Source organism: Halobaculum saliterrae, from assembly GCF_009831625.1.
Taxonomy (GTDB): domain Archaea; phylum Halobacteriota; class Halobacteria; order Halobacteriales; family Haloferacaceae; genus Halobaculum; species Halobaculum saliterrae.
Genome location: NZ_WUUS01000003.1, coordinates 296,941 through 317,950, shown reverse-complemented (window position 1 = coordinate 317,950; position 21,010 = coordinate 296,941). Strand labels below are relative to the sequence as shown.

At 69.4% G+C, this 21,010-nt stretch carries 17 protein-coding genes; 5 read left to right on the top strand and 12 right to left on the bottom strand.

Translation table 11 applies throughout. The features are described 5' to 3' along the window. Positions 1–8 precede the first annotated feature (8 nt). Complete coding sequence (gyrA, locus tag GRX01_RS06375; protein ID WP_159664631.1) at positions 9–2,537, bottom strand: DNA gyrase subunit A; 2,529 nt, start codon at positions 2,535–2,537, stop codon at positions 9–11. A 94-nt stretch (positions 2,538–2,631) separates the two neighbouring features. After that, positions 2,632–4,566: a DNA topoisomerase (ATP-hydrolyzing) subunit B gene (gene gyrB, locus GRX01_RS06370; protein WP_159664629.1), complete on the bottom strand. Its 1,935-nt coding sequence runs from the start codon at positions 4,564–4,566 to the stop codon at positions 2,632–2,634. A gap of 275 nt (positions 4,567–4,841) precedes the next feature. Between gyrB and GRX01_RS06365 the strand changes: the two genes are divergently transcribed. Both GRX01_RS06365 and GRX01_RS06360 read left to right on the top strand, forming a co-directional pair. After that, entirely contained in the window at positions 4,842–7,247 is a 2,406-nt protein-coding gene (locus GRX01_RS06365; protein WP_159664627.1) for a DNA topoisomerase VI subunit B, read from the top strand. A 1-nt stretch (position 7,248) separates the two neighbouring features. Further along, positions 7,249–8,358, top strand: a complete 1,110-nt coding sequence (locus GRX01_RS06360; protein ID WP_159664625.1) for a DNA topoisomerase IV subunit A — start codon at positions 7,249–7,251, stop codon at positions 8,356–8,358. 17 nt (positions 8,359–8,375) lie between these two features. Here GRX01_RS06360 and GRX01_RS06355 read toward each other — a convergent pair whose 3' ends face one another. From GRX01_RS06355 to GRX01_RS06335, 5 genes are all read right to left on the bottom strand, one after another. After that, positions 8,376–9,266, bottom strand: coding sequence for a hypothetical protein (locus GRX01_RS06355; protein ID WP_159664623.1), 891 nt, complete (start codon positions 9,264–9,266; stop codon positions 8,376–8,378). A 117-nt stretch (positions 9,267–9,383) separates the two neighbouring features. Beyond that, positions 9,384–10,160, bottom strand: a complete 777-nt coding sequence (locus GRX01_RS06350; protein WP_159664621.1) for an MBL fold metallo-hydrolase — start codon at positions 10,158–10,160, stop codon at positions 9,384–9,386. A 25-nt stretch (positions 10,161–10,185) separates the two neighbouring features. Further along, positions 10,186–10,389, bottom strand: a complete 204-nt coding sequence (locus tag GRX01_RS06345) for a hypothetical protein (protein WP_159664619.1) — start codon at positions 10,387–10,389, stop codon at positions 10,186–10,188. A 34-nt stretch (positions 10,390–10,423) separates the two neighbouring features. After that, on the bottom strand, positions 10,424–12,268 hold the full coding sequence (ligA, locus tag GRX01_RS06340; protein ID WP_159664617.1) for an ATP-dependent DNA ligase LigA: 1,845 nt from the start codon (positions 12,266–12,268) through the stop codon (positions 10,424–10,426). Positions 12,269–12,362: 94 nt separating this feature from the next. After that, positions 12,363–12,872, bottom strand: coding sequence for a DUF6884 domain-containing protein (locus GRX01_RS06335; RefSeq protein WP_159664615.1), 510 nt, complete (start codon positions 12,870–12,872; stop codon positions 12,363–12,365). 108 nt (positions 12,873–12,980) lie between these two features. On the opposite strand from GRX01_RS06335, the gene GRX01_RS06330 reads away from it, so the two are divergent. Beyond that, positions 12,981–14,573, top strand: coding sequence for a hypothetical protein (locus GRX01_RS06330; protein ID WP_159664613.1), 1,593 nt, complete (start codon positions 12,981–12,983; stop codon positions 14,571–14,573). A 57-nt stretch (positions 14,574–14,630) separates the two neighbouring features. On the opposite strand, the gene GRX01_RS06325 is transcribed toward GRX01_RS06330, so the two are convergent. From GRX01_RS06325 to GRX01_RS06315, 3 genes are all read right to left on the bottom strand, one after another. Further along, on the bottom strand, positions 14,631–15,053 hold the full coding sequence (locus GRX01_RS06325; protein ID WP_159664611.1) for a Rieske (2Fe-2S) protein: 423 nt from the start codon (positions 15,051–15,053) through the stop codon (positions 14,631–14,633). A gap of 83 nt (positions 15,054–15,136) precedes the next feature. Next, positions 15,137–15,862, bottom strand: coding sequence for an archaeal proteasome endopeptidase complex subunit beta (psmB, locus tag GRX01_RS06320; RefSeq protein ID WP_159664609.1), 726 nt, complete (start codon positions 15,860–15,862; stop codon positions 15,137–15,139). A 211-nt stretch (positions 15,863–16,073) separates the two neighbouring features. After that, positions 16,074–16,277 (bottom strand): hypothetical protein, encoded by a 204-nt coding sequence (locus GRX01_RS06315; protein WP_159664607.1) that lies wholly within the window; start codon positions 16,275–16,277, stop codon positions 16,074–16,076. A 357-nt stretch (positions 16,278–16,634) separates the two neighbouring features. Here GRX01_RS06315 and GRX01_RS06310 point away from each other — a divergent pair, with 357 nt between their 5' ends. Both GRX01_RS06310 and GRX01_RS06305 read left to right on the top strand, forming a co-directional pair. Next, positions 16,635–16,997, top strand: a complete 363-nt coding sequence (locus GRX01_RS06310) for a DUF555 domain-containing protein (protein WP_321167934.1) — start codon at positions 16,635–16,637, stop codon at positions 16,995–16,997. Positions 16,998–17,064: 67 nt separating this feature from the next. Next, positions 17,065–17,604 (top strand): CBS domain-containing protein, encoded by a 540-nt coding sequence (locus GRX01_RS06305; protein ID WP_159664603.1) that lies wholly within the window; start codon positions 17,065–17,067, stop codon positions 17,602–17,604. A 42-nt stretch (positions 17,605–17,646) separates the two neighbouring features. Here the strand turns inward: GRX01_RS06305 and dnaJ are convergent, their stop codons facing one another. Both dnaJ and dnaK read right to left on the bottom strand, forming a co-directional pair. Continuing rightward, positions 17,647–18,828 (bottom strand): molecular chaperone DnaJ, encoded by a 1,182-nt coding sequence (gene dnaJ, locus GRX01_RS06300; RefSeq protein ID WP_159664601.1) that lies wholly within the window; start codon positions 18,826–18,828, stop codon positions 17,647–17,649. A 200-nt stretch (positions 18,829–19,028) separates the two neighbouring features. Further along, entirely contained in the window at positions 19,029–20,960 is a 1,932-nt protein-coding gene (gene dnaK, locus GRX01_RS06295; protein ID WP_159664599.1) for a molecular chaperone DnaK, read from the bottom strand. Between the last annotated feature and the right edge of the window lie 50 nt (positions 20,961–21,010).

Below are 21,010 nucleotides of genomic sequence, written 5' to 3'. Positions count from 1 at the left end.
GGCGCGGGCTACTCCGCCTCGGCGTCGGTCGACTCCGTGGCCGCTCCCGCCGACTCGCCGTCGCTCCGCTCGGCCGAGACGCGCTCGGCCGAGAGCACGTCGACGGCGGCGACCGTGTCGCCCTCCTCCAGATCCATCACGGTGACGCCCATCGTGTTGCGGCCGATCGTCGAGATGTCCTCGACCCGGGTGCGCATGATCTGTCCATCCGCGCTCATCGCGAACAGGTGATCGCCGTACGTGACCGCCTCGACGGCGCACACCTGACCGTTCCGGTCGTCGGTCTTGATGTCGATGAGCCCCTTGCCGTTTCGGCTCTGGGTACGGTACTCGTCGAGGTCGGTACGCTTCCCGTACCCGTTCTCGGTCACGGTGAGCACCCAGTTGTGCTCGTCCTCGTCGATGGCGGCGAGGCCGGCGACGCGGTCGTCGCCCGTGAGCTTGATCCCACGGACGCCGCGGGCGGTGCGGCCCATCGCGCGGACCCCGCTCTCGTCGAAGCGGATCGCCATGCCGTCGCGGGTGCCGATAACGAGGTCGCGTCCGCCGCCGGTGACCTCCACGTCGGCGAGGGCGTCGCCGTCCTCCAGCTTGATCGCCCGGATCCCCGTCGAGAGGATGTTCTCGAACTCGTCGCCGGCCGTCCGCTTCACGTAGCCGCCCTCGGTCACCATCGTGAGGTACTCGTCGCCGGTGAGGTCGGCGGTGTTGACGACGGACGTCAGCTCCTCGTCGCCGTCCAGGTCGAGCACGTTCACCGCCGACTTCCCGCGGGCGGTACGGCCCATCTCCGGCACCTGGTACGTCTTCAGCTGATAGACGCGGCCCTTGTCGGTGAAACACAGCAGGTAGTCGTGCGTCGACGCGAGGAACACCGAGGAGACGCGGTCCCCCTCCTTCAGGTCGGCGCCGATGATGCCCTTGCCGCCGCGGTTCTGCGCGCGGAAGTCGGCCGCGGGCATCCGCTTGATGTAGTCGTCCTCCGAGAGGACGACCACCGACTCCTCCTCCGGGATGAGGTCCTCGTGGGTGACCGTGCCTGTGTCCTCGACGAAGCCGGTGCGGCGCTCGTCGTCGTAGGTGTCCTTGATCTCGCGAAGCTCCTCCTTGATCACTTCGAGCAGCTCCGACTCGGAGTCGAGGATCTCGTTCAGGCGCTCGATCCGCGCCTGCACGTCCTCGTACTCGTCCTCGATCTCGGCGGCCTCCATCGAGGTGAGCGAGCCCAGCTGCATCCGGACGATGTGCTCGGCCTGCTCCTCGCTGAACTCGAAGACGTTCCGGAGGGCCGTCCTCGCGGCGTCGCGGTCCTCGCTCTCACGGATCGTCTCGACGACGTCCTCGGCGTTCTCCAGCGCCTTCAGGCGCCCCTCGAGGATGTGCGCGCGGTCCTCGGCCTCCTGCAGGTCGTACTCGGAGCGCCGGGTGACGACCTCCTTTCGGTGCTCGATGTAGTGCTCCAGCGTCTCCTTCAGCGTGAGGACCTTCGGCTGCCCGTCGACCAGCGCGAGGTTGATCACGCCGAACGTCGACTCCAGGTGGTGCTCCAGGAGCTGGTTCTTCACGACCTCGACGTTCGCGCCGCGCTTCAGCTCGATGACGACGCGGACGCCCTCGCGGTCGGACTCGTCGCGCAGGTCGGAGATCCCCTCGATGATCCCTTCGTTCACGTCGTTGGCGATGCGCTCGACGATGCGCGCCTTGTTCTCCTGATACGGGAGCTCGGTGACGACGATGCGCTGTCGGTCGTTGCCGTGTTCCTCTACCTCCATCTCGGCGCGCACGCGGACGCGGCCGCGGCCCGTTTTGTACGCCTTCCGCACGGAGTTTCGGCCGACGATGTTCGCGCCCGTCGGGAAGTCCGGCCCCTTCACGTGCTCCATCAGGTCCGCGACCGTCGCGTCGGGGTCGTCGATCAGCTCGATCGTCGCGTCGATCACCTCCCCGAGGTTGTGCGGCGGCACCTTCGTCGACATGCCGACCGCGATGCCGGTCGAGCCGTTGACCAGCAGGTTCGGGTACGCCGCCGGGAGCACGTCCGGCTCGGTCAGCCGGTCGTCGTAGTTCGGCGAGAAGTCGACGGTGTCCTTCCCGATGTCCGACAGCAGCTCCTCCGCGATGTTCGCCATGCGAGCCTCGGTGTACCGCATCGCCGCCGCGGGGTCGCCGTCCATCGACCCGAAGTTCCCCTGCCCGTCGATCAACGGGTAGCGCATGGAGAACGTCTGGGCCATGTTGACGAGCGTGTCGTAGATCGCGGCGTCGCCGTGCGGGTGGTAATCGCCCATCGTCTCCCCGATCACCGAGGAGGACTTCCGGTGGCTGGTGTTGCTGGTGACGCCCATCTCGTGCATCGCGTAGAGGATGCGCCGGTGGACCGGCTTGAGACCGTCCCGCACGTCGGGCAGCGCGCGACCCGCGATGACCGACATCGCGTAGTCGATGTACGACTGCTCCATCTCGTCCTCGATGCGGACGCGCTCGACCCGTGCCGCGCCGACGTCCTCTGGGTCCACGTCCGGTACGTCCGAACTCATCGGGATACCCCCGTCGTTTCGTGGTCGGATCCCGTCGCTCGCGTCGTCGGTGTCGCGCTGGTCGGTGTCGCGTCAGTCATTGTCGTCTCTCGCATCAGATGTCCACCCACTCGGCCTCGGGCGCGTGATCCTTGATGAACTGCTTGCGCGGCTCGACCGAGTCGCCCATCAGGACGTTGAACATGCGGTCGGCGGCCGCGGCGTCGTCTATCGTGACCTGCTTGAGCACCCGGTTCTCCGGGTTCATCGTCGTCTCCCACAGCTGTTCGGGGTTCATCTCGCCCAGCCCCTTGAACCGCTGGACCTGGTCGGGATTTCCGTCGCACTTCTCCTCGACGATGGTCTCCCGCTCCGCCTCAGTCATCGCGTCGTAGGTGTTCCCGCGGTACCGGATGCGGTACAGCGGCGGCTGGGCCGCGTACACGTAGCCCGCCTCGATGAGCGGACGCATGTGCCGGTAGAACAGCGTGAGCAACAGCGTCCGGATGTGGGCGCCGTCCACGTCGGCGTCGGTCATCATGATCACCTTCTCGTATCTCGCCTCCTCGATGTCGAACTCGTCGCCGATGCCGGTGCCGACGGCGGTGATCATGTTCCGGATCTCGTCGTTCTCGAGCACCCGGTCGAGGCGGTGTTTCTCGACGTTGAGGATCTTCCCGCCCAGCGGGAGGATCGCCTGGAACTCGGGGTTTCGCCCCTGCTTGGCCGAGCCGCCCGCGGAGTCGCCCTCCACGATGAACAGCTCCGAGTCCTCGGGGTCGCGCGACTGACAGTCGGCCAGCTTGCCGGGCAGCGCCGTCGACTCCAGCGCCGACTTCCGTCGGGTGAGCTCCTCGGCCTGCTTGGCGGCCTTGCGGGCGCGGGCCGCCTCCGCGGCCTTGCTCACGATCGTCTCGGCCGTGTCGGGGTTCTCCTCGAAGAACGTGCCGAGGTGCTTGTGAACCGCCGACTCGACGATCCCGCGAACCTCCGAGTTGCCGAGCTTCGTCTTCGTCTGTCCCTCGAACTGGGGGTCGGGGTGTTTCACCGAGATGACCGCCGTCAGCCCCTCGCGGACGTCCTCGCCCTTGAGGTTGCCGTCAAGGTCGCCGATGAGGCCGTTGTCGTTGGCGTAGTCGTTGACGACGCGCGTCAGCGCGGTCTTGAACCCGGTGAGGTGGGTGCCGCCCTCGCGCGTGTTGATGTTGTTGGCGAACGCGTGGACCGACCCCTGGAGCTCGTCGGTCGCCTGCAGCGCCACCTCGACCTGCACGACGCCGTCCTCGGCCTCCTCGTCGGCGTCGAAGTACACCACGTCGCGGTGCAGCGGCGTGCGCGTCTCGTTGAGGTACTCGACGAACTCGCGAATGCCGCCCTCGTAGTGGAACGTCTCCGTCTCGCCGTCGCGCTCGTCCGCGAGCGAGATCGTGACGCCCTCGTTCAGGAACGCGAGCTCGCGCAGGCGGTTCGCGAGGGTGTCGAACGCGAAGTCCGTCGTCTCGAAGATGTCCGTGTCCGGCCAGAACCGGATGGTCGTCCCGGTGTCCTCGTCGGCGTCCATGTCGCGGACGCGCTCGAAGGCGCCCTCCTCGGGCTCGCCGTGGTCGAAGCGGTGGCGCCAGACGGCGCCGTCGCGCTTCACCTCGACCTCCAGCCAGTGCGACAGCGCGTTCACCACGGAGACGCCGACGCCGTGGAGCCCGCCCGACACCTGGTAGGACTTGTTGTCGAACTTCCCGCCGGCGTGGAGGATCGTCATGATGACCTCCACGGCGGGGCGCTCGTACTTCTCGTGGGTGTCGACGGGAATGCCACGCCCGTCGTCGGAGACGGAGACCGAGCCGTCGTCGTGGACGGTCACCTCGATCTCGTCACAGTAGCCCGCGAGCGCCTCGTCGATGGAGTTGTCGACGACCTCGTAGACCAGATGGTGGAGGCCGCGAGAGTCCGTAGAACCGATGTACATCGCCGGGCGCTTACGGACGGCCTGAAGGCCCTCCAGCACCTGAATCTGCCCGGCACCGTACTCACTATCCCCTGAATCTGACATAGGAACCTTACCCGTCCCTAACGGAGCCCCGGTTATAAGTCCTCTCACGCGCGCGCGTGAGAGCTTCGTGATACCGTCCGGTGGTAGGGCCGTCCTTGTCCCCTTGGTTCGACCCTCGTCGCGCTCAGCGCGGCGCGAGCTTCCTGAACGGTCGGTCAGTCTCTCGGGGGGCCGTCGCCGTGGGCGCCGAGGCCGCGTCTCCGCGGACGCCGGTTCACTTCCACCGCGGTGAGGACACGGTTATAACCCCGCGTCGGATAGGGGTTCCCACGAGAATGACGTCGTTCCAGTCGCAACTCGGCGAGGACCAGGGGATCGCCGACGAGCTGGCCGAGGGCCAGCGGGAGATCTCCATCGCCGAGTTCTTCGAGAAGAACAAGCACATGCTCGGGTTCGACTCGGGCGCCCGCGGGCTGGTCACCGCCGTCAAGGAGGCCGTCGACAACGCGCTCGACGCCTGCGAGGAGGCGGAGATCCGGCCGGACATCTACGTCGAGATCAGGGAGGTGGGCGACTACTACCGCCTGATCGTCGAGGACAACGGTCCCGGGATCACGAAGGAACAGCTCCCGAAGGTCTTCGGGAAGCTCCTGTACGGGAGTCGCTTTCACGCCCGGGAGCAGTCGCGCGGGCAACAGGGGATCGGTATCTCCGCGGCCGTCCTCTACTCGCAGCTCACCTCCGGGAAGCCCGCGAAGATCACGTCGCGCCCGAAGGGGCAGGCGGACGCGCAGTACTTCGAGCTGATCATCGACACGGACACGAACGAGCCGGAGATCAGGGCCGAGCGCACCACCTCGTGGGACCGCTCGCACGGCACGCGCATCGAGGTGGAGATGGAGGCGAACATGCGTGCGCGCCAGCAGCTCCACGACTACATCAAACACACCGCGGTCGTCAACCCCCACGCGCGGCTCGAACTCCGGGAGCCGGGGCTCGAGGAGCCGCTGAAGTTCGAGCGCGGGACCGACCAGCTCCCCGCCGAGACGAAGGAGATCCGCCCGCACCCGCACGGGGTCGAGCTCGGGACGCTGATCAAGATGCTGGAGGCGACCGAGAGCTACTCCGTGTCGGGCTTCCTGCAGGAGGAGTTCACCCGCGTCGGCAAGAAGACCGCCGACAAGGTGCTCGACAACTTCCGCGACCGGCACTTCGGCCGCGAACTCGGCTGGAGCGCCGACGCCGAACCCGTCGAGGCGGCCATCTCGGAGGCGGTCTCGAACAAGGGCGCGGACGCGACGGACTTCTTCGCGACCGAGGTCGCGAGGACCCTCGGCGGGCGCGAGCGCACGAGCCACCACGAGCTCGTCGGGATCGTCGACGAGGTCGCCGACGCCGCCGAGGACGAGCACGGCACGCGCTTCGGCGCGACCGTCCGCGACAACGCCGTCGGGGCCGCGTGGGCGGCGATGACCGCCTACGACGAGGAGGCCGACGAGGACGAACTCACCGACGACCTGTACGGCCTCGTCGACGATGCCACCTCGACCCGGAAGGACGACGCCGTCGTCGCCGGGATGGCCGAGCGGCTCGCCCGGCGGTTCGCCGCCGGCGACGAGCGGGTCCGGCTCCCCCGCGACGACCTCCACCGCCTCGTCGACGAGGCGGCCGACGACACCGAGGAGTTCGACGACGCCACCTTCGGCGACACCGCGCGGGAGAACGTCGTCGAGGCGCTGTGGTCACGGATGATCACCGTCCCCGACGAACCGCCGAAGGTGCGCGAGACGGCCGCGGACCGCGACACCGCCAGCGAGCTGCTGGAGGCGATGCGCGAGACGGACATCCTCGCGCCGCCGACGGACTGTCTCGCGCCGATCACCGCCGAACTCGTCGAGGCCGGCCTCCGCAAGGAGTTCGACGCGGACTTCTACGCGGCCGCCACCCGCGACGCCGAGGTCCACGGCGGCGACCCGTTCATCGTCGAGGCCGGCATCGCCTACGGCGGCGAGCTGGAGGACGGCGGGCAGGTCGACCTGCTCCGGTTCGCCAACCGCGTCCCGCTGGTCTACCAGCGCGGCGCCTGCGCGACGACCGACGTGGTGAAACAGATCGGCTGGCGCAACTACGGGCTGGACCAGCCCGGCGGCTCGGGGATGCCCAACGGCCCCGCGGTGATCATGATCCACGTCGCGTCGACGAACGTGCCGTTCACGAGCGAGTCGAAGGACGCGATCGCGAACATCCCCGCCATCGAGGACGAGATCGAGCTCGCGGTGCGGGAGGCCGCCCGCGAGCTGAAGAGCTTCCTGAACAAGCGCCGCTCGATGCAGAAGCGCCGCGAGAAACAGGACGTACTGGGGCGTATCCTCCCGGAGATGGCCGACAAGGTGTCGGAGGTCACCGGCCGCGATCGACCGAACATCGACGGCGCGATGGCGCGCATCATGAACAACGTCGGCGTCGAGCGCGAGCGCGACGGCGACACCGTGCGGCTGATCGTCGAGAACCACTCCGACCGCACCGAGGAGCCCGACGTGACCGACATCGTGAGCGTCGAGCCGACGGACGTGCCCGACGGGGCGACCGTCGTCGACCTCGACGGCGAGTGGTTCGTGAAGTGGAACCCGAGCGTCCCCGGCGGCGAGGAGGCGGTGCTGGAATACACCGTCGCCGGCGACGCCGACTTCGACGTGAACGTCGACGGCGTCGAGACCGAGAAGCTGACTGTGAACGCCTGACATGAGCGCAGACACACCCCACACCAAGCTGAACGAGGAGAAGGCCCGCGAACAGCTGATCGACCTCGCGGAGGAGTTCTACGACCAGTTCGAGCACGGGGACATCCCCGAGATGACGCTCCCCACGCGGACGAAGAGCAACATCGTCTTCGACGAGGAGGCGGGCGTCTGGGTGTACGGCGATCGCACCTCCACCCGCTCGGCCAACTCCGTGCGCGGCGCGCGGAAGCTCCTGAAGGCGGTGTACGCCGTCGAGTTCCTCGCCCAGCAACTGGACGAGGACCGGTCGTCCACCCTTCGTGAGCTGTACTACCTCTCGGAGTCGTGGGACTCCGAAGAGGCGCAGTTCACCTCGCAGGACGAGTCGAACCAGCTCATCGAGGACCTCGAGATCGTCTCGGGGGTCACCCGCGAGGACTTCCACATGCGCCCGGAGGAGTCGGGCGCGAAGGTGATGGGCCCGCTTCGGATCCGCGAGCAGACCCGCCGCGGCGACCGCGACATCCACTGTCAGGAGGACGTCGGGCAGGGCGGATACCAGATCCCGAACAACCCCGACACGATCGAGTTCCTCGACAACGACGCCGAGTTCGTCCTCTGCGTCGAGACCGGCGGCATGCGCGACCGCCTCGTCGAGAACGGCTTCGACGTCGACCACGACGCCATCGTCGTCCACCTCGGTGGACAGCCGGCACGCGCGACCCGCCGCCTCACCAAGCGCCTCCACGACGAACTCGATCTGCCCGTCGTGGTGTTCTGTGACGGCGACCCGTGGTCGTACCGGATCTACGGCTCGGTTGCGTACGGCTCGATCAAGTCCGCACACCTCTCGGAGTACCTCGCGACGCCGGAGGCCGACTACGTCGGCATCCGCCCGCAGGACATCGTCGACTACGACCTCCCGACGGATCCCCTCTCCGACTCGGACGTGAACGCGCTCGAGTCGGAGCTGGAGGACCCGCGCTTCCAGACCGACTTCTGGGAGGAGCAGATCGAGCTCCAGCTCGACATCGAGAAGAAGGCCGAACAGCAGGCGCTCGCGTCGCAGGGCCTGGACTTCGTGACCGACACGTACCTCCCCGAGCGGCTCGGGGAGATGGGCGTCCTCTGAGGCGTCCGAGGGGCCTCCTAGCGCCGGTCGAACGCCCGCTCGCGCTCCCGTTCGCTCTCCTCCCGCAGTCCGGCCAACTCCTCCTCGACGTCGTCGCCGGCGACCGCCTCGTCGGACTCGTCGGCACAGGCGGCACAGTAGACGTTCTCGCCCGATCTCGTCGTCCGCAGCGGGATGCCGGCGACGTAGAACCGCTTCGCGTACCGGCGGTGCTCCCCGCGGAACACCCGCCGGCCGCAGGCGGCACACGGCTCGGGCGGGTTGCGGACGCGCTCGCGCTCGACGCGCTGTGCCGTCCCGAACGTGCCGGGCGATTCGAGCCCGTCGCGGGCCACCTGCGGGATCGCGATCGCGACCAGCGCCGACAGGACGAACACGAGCGAGCCGAGCACGGCGGCGAGTATCGAGAGGTTCGCGGCCACGGCCGCGCCGACCCAGGCGGCGCCGCCCAACACGAGCAGCCCGGCCGCGGCCGCGGCGAGCACGGTCGCCAGATCACGGGTTCCGTCGTCGCTCCCCGAGAGCGATCGTTCGGTGCCGTCCGCGTACACTGCGCGGCGCGGCGCTCCGGACGTGTAGCGGTACAGCGCGTACAGGAGGTTCCCGATCCCGCCGGTCACCAGGAACAGGACGACGTGGATCGGGAGCCGGCCGACGCCGCGCTTCCGAAGGACGACCCGCTCGCCGTCGTCGTCGACCGTCTCCCAGCCCTCCGCGTGGAGGTCGGCGACGCGTCGGCGGAGCCACGCGCGGTCCTCCGCGCTGGGGGACCGGCGTCCGGCCTCCCGGCCATCGACCGCCCGAACGGGGCGTCCACAGCCGGAACAGAACCTGTCCTCGGGGTCGATCCGGGTTCCGCAGCCGTCGCAGGTACGCGAGCGACCGGCCGTCGACGATCGGGAGGGCATCACCCGGAATGTCACTCGCCGGAAGGGAAGTAGCTTGCGTGCAGTGTCGTTGCGAGGTGAGTTCACGAGCCAGCTCACGGGCCGATGCAGCGACATCTCGGCCGCAGTTGCGTGGCGCTACTCGGCCGACTCGTCGAGCGCGACCGGGATCGCCCGCTTCGCCACGTCGCTCGCGAACGCCGCGGAGTCGGCTTCGAGGAACGCCTGCGTGTCGTAGTGGATCGGGACGACCAGGTCCGGGTCCATGCGTTCGGCGAGCGCGGCCGCCTCAGGACCGCTCATGCACACTGACCCGGAGACGTTCGCGAGGAACAGCGACACGTCGAGCTCGGCGAACGCGTCGAGCGCGTCGGAGTCGCCGGGCCAGAACACCGAGGTCCCCTCGCTTCCGACGGTGAACCGGTAGCCGACGCCGAGCCCCTTCGGGTGCGGCACGGAACCGTCGTCCTTCGCGTGCGGGCCGTCGGCCTCGTTGTACGCCGGCATCGACCACACGTCGCCGACGCCGTCGACGCTGACGTGGTCCTCTTCGCCGATCCGGACGACCTCGAACGGCAGCTCGTCGACGGGCTTCACGTCGCGGTCGATGCCGGCGGCGTCGACGCCCTCGTACACGACGACGGTCGCGTCGTCCGCGGCGACGCGCTCGATCCCCTCGGAGTCGTAGTGGTGGTCGTGGGTGACGACCACGAGGTCGGCGTCCATCGGCCGGTGGTCGGTGGCACGCGGGTGCGCTGCTTCCTTCGGGTTGCCGCCGCCCGGCGGCGTCCACTCGCCGGAGAGCACGCCGTAGCGCCCGGGGTCGGTGTACGCGACGGTGCCGTCCTCGCTCTCGATGCGCGCGGTGGCGTAGCCGTACCACGTGACCTGCAGGTCGTCGTGTCTGACCGTCATGTACGTCGGTGGGGGCGGGCGCCGTCTATAGGTATCGTTCGGCGAGCGGACCCGCGGAGAAGCCGACCGCGAAGACGAAGAGCACGGTCGACAGCGCGGCGAGACGGAGCGTGAACGACAGCGGGGCGTCGCCGGCGGCGACGACGGCGGTGGCGACGAGCGCGGCGACGGTCGCGACGGCCAGAAGCGCCTGTAGCGGGTACGCCGCGACGGTCCGGCGTGGGTTCATATCGGTGCCACGAGCGCCCCCGGGTAGTGTCTTGTCACTCGTCGCCGACGAGGCGACGGACCCGCGTCAGGGAGTCGGCGTCCGCCGGCGACTTGTCCTCGCGGACCGCGAGGAACCGCGGGAACCGCAGCGCGTACCCGGAGTCGTACGTCGGCGACGCCTGGATCTCCTCGTAGCCGACCTCGAAGACCACCTCGGGGGCGAACGACACGGTCTGTCCGGACTCGGCGCGCACGTGCGGCTCCAACAGGTCCGTCAGGTCCGCCAGCTCCTCGTCGGTGATGCCGGTCGCGACCTTGCCGACGGTGGCGTAGTCGCCGTTGCCACCGTCACGGTCGTCGTGAACCGACACCTCGAACGTCCCGAACAGCTCCGCGCGGCGCCCCTCGCCCCACTCGGCGCCGGTGACGACCAGATCGAGCGTCTCCACGTCGGGCTTGCGCTTGAGCCACTCCCTCCCGCGGTTTCCGGGGTCGTACGTCGACTCGGGGCGCTTGAGCATCACGCCCTCGTGGCCCGCCTCCAGCGCCTCCGCCTCGACCGCCTCGATCTCCGCGGCGTCATCGGAGACGAGCAGATCGGAGACGCCGTCGTCGAGCACCCCGCGGAGCCGTTCGTGGCGCTCGGAAAGCGGCGAGTCGAGCAGGTCGTCGCCGCCGGCGTGCAGGCAGTCGAACGCCCGGAGCTCGACGCGAACCTCCTCGCGCATGCGGTCCACGTCGTGCTTGCGGCGGAAGCGCCGGAGGATCTCCTGAAACGGGAGCGGCTCGCCGTCGTCGTCGACCGCGACCGCCTCGCCGTCGAGGATCGCCGGCGCCGTGGCGTGCTCGCGGACGTGTTCGACCAGTTCCGGGAGCGCGGCGGTCACGTCCTCCATGTTGCGCGAGTAGATCGAGACCGGGCCGTCTCCCCCGGCCTCGGTGGTGTCGCCCCCGCCCTCGCCCCCGCCGGCGTCGTCCCCGGTTCCGTCCGCGTCGTCGTCGGCCTCGTAGTGGATCTGCACCCGCGCGCCGTCGTACTTCGTCTCCACGGCGACCTCGCCCCACGCAGACAGCGCGTCCGCAACGGTCCCCGCCTGCGCGAGCATCGAGCGGACCGGCCGGCCGACCGACAGCGACACGTCCCGGAGCCCCCGCTCGCCCTCGTCGCGGGCGAGTTCGGCGACCCGGCCGTGGTCGTTCGTCACCTGCAGCGCGCGCTCGACCAGCGCGACCGACTCGTCGGTGCGGTCGTCCTCCCCTCGCTCCTCCGTCGGCGTCGTCACCGACGCGCCGAGGAACGCCTCGGCGGTGGCGTCCCGGAGCGTGCCCGAGCCGACGCCGATCCGCATCTCCCCGAGCACGAGCCGCGCGAGGTACTTCGCCTCGACAGGATCGGCACGCGTGAACAGTCCGAACAGCGTGTCCTCGCGGAACGACTCGCTGCCGTCGCCGGTCGCCTCCGCGACGGCGACGAGCTCCTCGTACACCTCGCGGACGGTCAGTACGTCCCCGTCGTCGCCGGGAGCGCCGTTCGCGCCGCCGCCGGCGAACGCGGCGAGCCCGGTCTGTCCGCCGAGGTCGAGGTCGGCGGCGACCGCGCCGATCTCGCCGGTCTCCGCGAGCCGTTCCTCGACGTCGTCGGCGGTGACGTTCGCGCCGGCCGCGCGCGCCAACGCCGCGTGACACAGCGACGGGCCGACCGAGAGCGTCCTGCCGTCCCATCCGGGAAACACGGCCCCGCGGAGGAACCGCGCGACGATCGCGAGGTCGTCGCCGTCGGAGGGCGCGTCGCCCCCGCCGGCGGCCGCGAGCGCGTCGGCGACGAGCGCGACGGTGGCGAGGTCGCCGGACTCGGCGGCCATCGACTCCGCGCGCTCGGCGAACGTGGCGAACTCCATGCCCGACCGGAGCCGGGCGGCGAGAATAACTCCGACGACTCGCGCTCGCGGGCGAGCGCGACCGGCGTCTCGGGTCGACTCGGAGCGTCGGCCCTCAGGACAGTTCGCCGGGCGTGGACTCGAGATCCGCCGCGGTCGGGTCGGCCGCGTCCCGCCTGATCGAGAGCTGTTCGTCGAGCCACCGTTCCTGCCGCTCGCGACCGCCGATCCCGGCCAGCGGCTCGACCGTCTCCGCGCCGGCGGCGGCGATCCGACTGAGCAGGCCGCCCCGCTCCTTCAACGCGTCGCGCATCGGCCGGTCGGCGAACACGACGACGCGGTCGTACTCGTTCTTGCGGACCCGGGAGGCCACGTCGGCCACGACGTCCATCGACCACCGCGCCTGCTCGGCCGGCTCCAGGGCCGTGAACTCCCGGTCGACCCCCTCAACCGTCTCGTCGGGGTCGAGCGCGCCGTGTCGCTCCGAGAGGACGACCCACTCGTCGCAGACGAGATCGGCGAGCTCGGCCTTCTTCGTGAAGAACGCCGTCGCGTAGCGATCGACCGCGGTCCCCCGCCCCCGAAACGGACAGGCCCCGGCTTGCACGAGCCCGAAGGTCTCCATAGGCGGGGATACGGGAGATAGTTTATAAATTTTGGTTCTCGATCTCGATACCTGTGGCGAACTCCCTCCCCCGACGGGTTGAAGGACGCCGCGAGTGCATCCGGGACCATGACCGACGCCGACGGCGATCTCGTCGACCGAGTCCGTGGCGTGTTGGAGACCGATCCCGAGGACTTCCGACAGCGGGCGGAGGCGGACGCGGAGACCGTGAAGGCGGAGCTTCGCGACGGGACCTTCGACAACCACCAGTCGATCATCGGTCTGGAGTACGAGTTCTACGCCGTCTCGGAGGGCCGGTGGCGGGAGGGGGGCGACGCGGGCGCCTCGGCGGAGGGGGTCGCGGCCGACGTGAACGCCCCACACCTCAGCAGGGTCCCCCGCCGCCTGCTGGAGCTCATCGGCTTCGAGAAGGAGCTGGGTCTGCACAACGCCGAGATGACGACGAGCCCGCAGCCGCTCAACGCCGCCGGCGTGCGCGCGCAGGCCTCCGAGGTCCGTGCCCGACTGGAGGCCGCGGAGGAGACGACCGGCGCCGAGGGGATGCGCCTCGTCTCGGACGCGATGTGGACGGTCCCGCCGGTCGGCGAGAGCGCCCGCGAGTACCTCACCGACTCCGTCGAGGACGACGGCGTCCGGGTCGCGACCAACATGAGCGACGCCGTGCGCTATCACGCCATGGCCAACGGTCCCGGGTCGGGGTCGTTCTCGGTCGACGCGCCCCACGTCGAGTTGACGGCGGACACGGTGATGCCCGAGAGCCTGATCACCTCGATCCAGCCGCACTACCAGGTCGCGCGGGCGGAGGACATCCCCCGGAACCACACCCTCGCGCTCCGGATCGCGGGGCCGCTGCTCGCGCTCGGAGTCAACGCCCCCTTCTTTCCGCCGGACCTGTACGCCGCCGACGCGACCGCGGCGGACGTCCTCGCGGACGGCTGGCACGAGAACCGCGTCGCGGTGTTCGAGTCGGTCCTCAACGAGGAGGGCGCCGAGAAGGTGGCGTTCCCCGAGGACCTCGACACCGTCGAGGAGGCGGTCGACCGCGTCGCCGCCGATCCGACGATCGTCCCGATGCCGGTCGCGGAGGGCAACCGCTTCGACGACGCGTTCGCGACCCTGCGTCGCAAACACGGCACCTACTGGCGGTGGGTTCGCCCGGTGTTCGACGGCGCCACCCGCTCGGCCGCGAACGCCCGCATCGAGTTCCGGCCGATCCCCGCCCAGCCGACGGTGGCCGACTCCGTCGCCTTCCTCGCGGCGTTCGCGGGCCTGCTGGAGAGTCTCCCCCGCCGCCGCCACCCGGTGTACGACCTCGACTGGCAGGTCGCCCGCGACAACTTCTATGCGGCCGTCCGCGACGGCACCGACGCCGACCTCTCGTGGATCACGACCGACGGCGTCGAGACGACCGAGTCCGACGCGATCTTCGACGACCTGCTGTCGCACGCCGAGGCGGGCTTGGAGGACGTCGGCCTCTCGGAGTCCGAGGCCGAGTCGTATCTCGCGCCGTTGCGTTGGCGGGCCGAGACGGGAGTGACGCCCGCGGGGTGGAAGCGCCGCCGGGTCCGCGCGCGCCTCGAGGACGGCGCCGATCTCGCCGACGCGATCCCCGCGATGCAGCGGACGTACGTCGAGCGGCAGCGCGAGACGTTGGTCGACGGGACCCTCGCCGATTGGACGGACGGGAGCCTCACCGACTGAGTCGACGGCTGGCGCTCCGAGCGGTCGGTCCGTGTCCGCTCCCGACTGTCCCGGCAGCTAGAAGCCGATGTGAGAGGTGGAACTGGGGCCGTCGTTGTCGTCGTCCTCCCGAGCCCCGTCGTGGCGGTACGTGTACTCCTCGTCGTCGAGGTACACCGCGTCGCCCTCGACGGCGACCTCCACGGCGGTCAACGACGTCCCCGCGGCCTCGCCGTTGTCGCAGTCGCCCGCGCAGGCGTCGAACATCGACCCGTGCTTCGGGCAGATGATCTCCCCGTCCCGCATCGCAGCGCCGCGCCCCCGGTCGAGCCGCTGGTACTCGTGGGGACAGACGTTGACCCACGCGCGGAGCCCCGGATCCTCCGCACAGCGGACCAGGATCACCTCGCGGTCGGTGCCGTGGCTGTCGGTGACGGTGAACAGGTGCGAGCCGCGTTCCGGTACCTCCTCGATCGCCGCGATCTGCGCGCCGGAAGTCATCGGCGGCGCGTTCGCTGGCGGGGGTGAAAAACGTCGGCCTCCCGGGGCTTCGGGTGCCGAGGGGCGGAAAACTGACCGTGGCCTCAGGCGGTGAGCTCGTCGATCTCCTTGTGCTTCGTGACCTCGATGCCCTCCTCGGTCACGACGCACATGTTGATCCCGTTGCCGGTGGCGGTGTCGCGCTCCAGCGCGGACTTGACCGCGCGGGCGGCGACGCGCTTCGCGTCGTCGATGGACATGCCCTCGTCGTACTCCTGCTCGAGGACGCCCAACGCGAACTGCGAGCCGGAGCCGGTGACGGTGTACTCCTCCTCGGTCATGCCGCCGGCCGCGTCGATGGAGTAGATGTGTGCGCCCTCGTCGTCGACGCCGCCGAGGATGGGCTGGACGATGAAGAACGCGCCCGAGCGGAGGAGGTTCCCGGTGAGCGTCGACAGCGCCTGCATGCTCATGTCCTTGCCGCGGCGGGCCTCGTAGAGGTTCGTCTCGGCCTTCAGCGTCTGAATGAGGTTCTGGGCCGCGGAGACCGACCCCGCGATGGTGAGCGCGCCCGTCGGGTGGATCTGCTCGACCTTCTGGACGTCCTTCGAGGAGACCATGCGACCCAGCGAGGCGCGCATGTCCGTCGCCAGCACGACGCCGTCCTCGGTTCGCAGGCCGACGGTCGTCGTTCCGGTCTTCATCTCGCCTTCGCCGGTCGACTGGGCACGACGCTCGTCGGCGTTGGGGAACTCCCCGAGCTCGGGCCCGAACACGGTTTCGTCGCCGCCGATGGCGTCGAGGTCCGCGAGGTCACTAGATGGTCGCATTACCCTTCGGTAGGGCGCCGGCGCTGATAAATGCACCCTTTGAGGAACCCGACCGACGGCGACGCGGTCGCTCGGTCCGGGCGCCCCGGTCGTCGTCGGCGGGGGTCCCGTTTCCGTCGCGGTCGCGGTTGCGGTCGCTGTCCACGGGCTGGGCGACCGACAGCAGAACGTCGGGGTCGGGTTGGGATCGTGACCGTGTTCGTGATCGTCGCTACCCGTCGGTCGAGTCCCCCGTCGCCTCGACGACGCGCTCGTAGGTGTCGCGGATCCGCGAGACGAACGACCCCATCGGGAGCCGAACGCCGGCCCTGCGGGTGAGGAGGATGAACGGGAACACGAGGATCCCCGTGAGTACGGTCAGGTGGTGGAGCGCATGGACGCCAGCGCGGTGGGCGGCTCGGACGGCGTGGGTCATACCGGTATCACGTCGTGCCGGGGTTCCGGGTAATAAGCGTATCGACCCCCGAGTCGCGGGAGATCCCGTCGCAGTCTTGCGATCACGCGATCTCACTCGTCGATCGCGCCCCACGCCGGATCCCGCCCGCGGAGACCCGGACCTTTCGGCGCACGGACCCGGTGGTTTCTCATAACTTATGGCGAACCCGCGTGTCCGGTGCGCGTTCCCATCGCATCGACCGCGAACGCGCGAGTGGCAACATTGAACCGGGACCCGCGGCTATCGAACGAACGTAATGAGACAGAGTCGGTCGACGACGACAGCGCGGGCGAGGCGAACCAACGAGTTTTCACCCACAGGCCGGGGAGGTGGGCTGTGAGCAACTATCTCGTCGCGCTGGAGGCGGCTTGGTTGGTGCGAGACGTTGAGGCGATCGACGACGCGATCGGCGTCGCCGTCAGCGAGGCGGGCCGCCGGCTGAACGAGGCGAACAAGGAGTTCGTCGACGTGGAGGTCGGGGCGACGCCGTGTCCCGCTTGCGGGGAGCCGTTCGACTCGGCGTTCATCGCCGCCTCGACCGCGCTCGTCGGACTGATGCTGGAGATCGAGGTGTTCAACGCCGACAGCGAGGAGCACGCCACCCGCATCGCGAAGAGCGAGGTCGGCGGCGCCCTCCGCGACGTGCCGCTCGAGGTGATCGACGTGATCGAGACGGAAGCGGACGACGAGGACGAGTAAGCCGCGCCGACCGGTGCCCACCCGGCCGGACCGAACGCTTTTTAATTACCTTGGGTAATTCCAGTACATGGAACTCCCGACGCCGCAGGACCTGCGCGAGCGGCGGACCTCGCTCGATCTCACCCAGAGCGCGCTCGCCGAGCGCGCGGACGTGTCACAGCCGCTGATCGCCCGCATCGAGGGGGGAGACGTGGACCCGCGGCTGTCGACGCTCCGGCGCATCGTCGAGGCGCTCGACGAGGTCGAGGGCGGCGTGGTCCGCGCCCGCGACATCATGCACGAGTCGGTGATCAGCATCGCGCCCGACGACTCGGTCCGCGAGGCCGTCGACCTGATGGAGGAGGAGGCGTACTCACAGCTCCCGGTGATCCAGAACGGGACGCCGGTGGGGTCGATCTCGTTCTCGGACGTGAACCAGGCGGGCGGCGACGCCGCCGACCTCCCGGTCAGCGAGGTGATGTCCGAGTCGTTCCCGCCGGTGAGCCCGGACGCGACCGTCGACGAGATCCGGAACCTGCTGGAACACTACAAGGCGGTCGTCGTCACCGACGGCGGCGACGCCATCGGGATCATCACCGAGGCGGACCTCGCGGCGCAGCTGTCCTGATGCCGGAGTCGATCTCGAACTTGCCACCCATCACGGAACCGCCTACAGCGAGTTCTTGATCTTCTCGAAGAAGCCCTCGCTCACGTCGATCTCCTCGCCCCCCTCCGCCGCGAACGTCTTGAGCGCCTCGCGCTGCTCGCTCGTGAGGTCCTCGGGCGTGACCACCTGCACCTGCACGTAGAGGTTTCCGTTCCCGCGCCGCCGCAGTCGGGGCATCCCCTTCCCCTTCAGGCGGAACGTCTCGCCGCTCTGGGTGCCCGCGGGCACCTCGAACTCGACGCTGCCGTCGAGCGTCTCCAGCTGGATCGTGTCGCCGAAGACCGCCTGCGGGAACGAGACGGGCTCGGTGAGGTGGAGGTCGGCGCCGTCGCGCTCGAAGCGGTCGTCGCCCTCGACGTGCACCTCGATGAGCAGGTCCCCGTCGCGCGCGCCGGGTTCGCCGGGCGCGCCCTCGCCGTCCATCCGGAGGGTCTGTCCGTCCTGGATGCCGGCGGGCACGTCGACCGAGAGGCTGGCCTCCTCGCGCGTGACGCCCGAGCCGTCACACACCGCACAGTCCTCGGAGTACAGCTCTCCCTCGCCCTCACACTGCGGGCACGTTCCGGTCTGCTGGACACGCCCCAGCGGCGTCTGCTGGACCTGCCGAACCTGCCCACGGCCGTCACACTGCGGGCACGTCCGCACGTCGGCGTCCTCGGGGTGACCGCTCCCGCCGCACTCCTCACAGCGGCTGGGTCGGGCGACCGAGAACTGCTTCGTGACGCCGTCGTGGGCCTCCTGTAGGTCGATCTCTAGGTTCGTCCGGAGGTCTTTGCCGGGGCGCGGACCGCCGCGCCCCCGGCCGCCGCCCCCGCCGCCGAAGAACTCCTCGAAGATGTCGCCGAGGCCGCCCATGCCGCCGCCACCCATTCCGCCGCCCATTCCGCCGCCGCCACCGAAGGGGCCGCCGCCCATCCCGCCGGCGCCCGCGCCCCCGCCCTCGAAGCCGCCGCGCTTCTCGGCCTGTTCGAACTGATCGTGGCCCATCTGGTCGTACGCCTGCCGCTTCTCCTCGTCGGTGAGGACCTCCTTGGCCTTCTTGACCTTCTTGAACTTCTCCTCGGCGTCGGGCTCGTCACTGACGTCGGGATGGTACTCGGTGGCCTTCTGGCGGTACGCCTGTTTGATCTCCTCCTCGGAGGCGTCCCGCGAGACCCCGAGCACGTCGTAGAAGTCCTCGCTCATTGGTTGTTCGTTGGTTCGTCGCTCGTGCTATTTCAATCGCGTGGCTCGCGGGAGGACTGATCGATCTCGGTCTCGTGAGTGGACGAACCGACTACTCCTCGGGTTCGTCCTCGTCCACTTCAGAACGCTCGCTCCGCTCGCGTTCTGAAACTACGAGGAACTCGCTCCGCTCGTCCGTCGAGTTGACGACTCCTCAGACTCTACGAGTCTTCGTCGTCCTCGTCCACGTCCTCGAAGTCGGCGTCGACGTACTCCTCGTCGTCGCCGTCGGCGCCCGCGGCCCCGCCGGGGCCCTGGCCGCCCATGCCGCCCATACCGCCCATGCCGCCGGGACCGGCACCCGCGGCACCCTCGGGGCCGCCCGCGCCGCCGGGGCCGGCCTGGGCCTGCTGCTGGTACATCTGCTTGCCGATCTCTTGGAGCGCCTCCGAGAGCGACTCGGTGGCATCCTCGATCGCCTCGGTCTCGGCGTCCTCGTCGGCGAGTACCTCCTCCAGGTCCTCGATCTCCTCGCGGATGTCGGACTCGAGGTCGTCGTCGATCTCCTCCTCGTTCTCCTCGAGGAGGGTCTCCGCGCGCTGGACCGCGCTCTCGGCCTCGTTGCGAGCCTCGATACGGCGGCGCCGTTCCTCGTCCTCCTCGGCGTGCTGCTCGGCCTCCTCCTGCATCTGCTCGATCTGCTCGTCGGAGAGGCCGGCGCCGCCCTCGATGGTGATCGACTCGGCGTTGCCCGAGCCCTGGTCCTCGGCTTCGACGTTCACGATGCCGTTCTCGTCGATGTTGAACGACACCTCGATCTGCGGGGTGCCGGCGGGCGCCGGCGGGATGCCGGTGAGCTGGAACTCGCCGAGCAGCTCGTTCTCCTCGGCGATCTCCCGTTCGCCCTGGAAGACGCGCACCTGCACCGAGGTCTGGTTGGCGGCCGCGGTCGTGAAGATCTTCGACTCCTCGGTTGGAATCGTCGTGTTCTTCTCGATGAGTCGCTCGAAGAGGCCGCCCTTCACCTCGATCCCCAGCGACAGCGGCGTCACGTCGAGCAGGACGAGGTCGTCCACGTCGCCCGAGAGGACGCCGCCCTGGATGGCCGCGCCCAGCGCGACCGCCTCGTCGGGGTTGACGTTCTTCTTCGGCTCGGTGCCGAGGATCTCCTCGACCTTGTCCTGCACCTGCGGCATCCGGGTGGAGCCGCCCACGAGGATCGCCTCGTCGATGTCGTCGGCGTCGTAGCCGGCGTCAGAGAGCGCCTGCTGGGTCGGCTCGACGGTGCGCTCGATGAGGTCCGAGGTGATGCTCTCGAACGTCGCGCGGGTGATCTCCGTCTCCAGGTGGACGGGGCCGGAGTCGGTCGCCGTGATGAACGGGAGGTTGACGCTGGCCTGCTTCCGGCTCGACAGCTCGATCTTCGCCTCCTCGGCGGCGTCCTTCAGCCGCTGGAGGGCCTGTCGGTCCTCCCGCAGGTCGATACCGTGCTCGTTCTCGAACTCGTCGGCGAGGTGGTCGATGATCGCCTCGTCCCAGTCGTCGCCGCCGAGGTCGTTGTCCCCGTTCGTGGCGACGACCTCGTACACGCCGCCGCCGAGGTCGAGCACGGACACGTCGAAAGTGCCGCCCCCGAGGTCGTACACCATGACGGTCTGGTCGGACTCGTCGTCGAGGCCGTACGCCATCGACGCGGCGGTCGGCTCGTTGACGATGCGCTCGACGTCGAAGCCGGCGATCTCGCCGGCGTCCTTCGTCGCCTGGCGCTGCTTGTCGTTGAAGTACGCGGGGACCGTGATGACCGCCTTCTCGACGTCGTCGCCGAGGTACTCCTCGGCGTCGCGCTTGATCTTCTGGAGGATCATCGCCGAGATCTCCTGGGGCGTGTAGTCCTCGCCGTCGATCTCGACGGTGTAGCCCTCCTCGCCCATGTGCCGCTTGATCGACTGGAGCGTGCGATCCGGGTTCTGAACGGCCTGGTTCTTCGCGGGCTTGCCGACGAGTCGCTCGCCGTCGTCGGTGAACGCGACGACGGACGGCGTCGTTCGGTCGCCCTCGCCGTTCACGATGATCTCGGGGTCGTCCCCCTCCATCACCGCGAACGCGGAGTTCGTGGTGCCGAGGTCGATCCCGAGGATCTTGTTGGTCGCCATCTTGGACGTTGATAGCGCCGCGAGTCCGTTAAACGTTACTAGACAGAGCG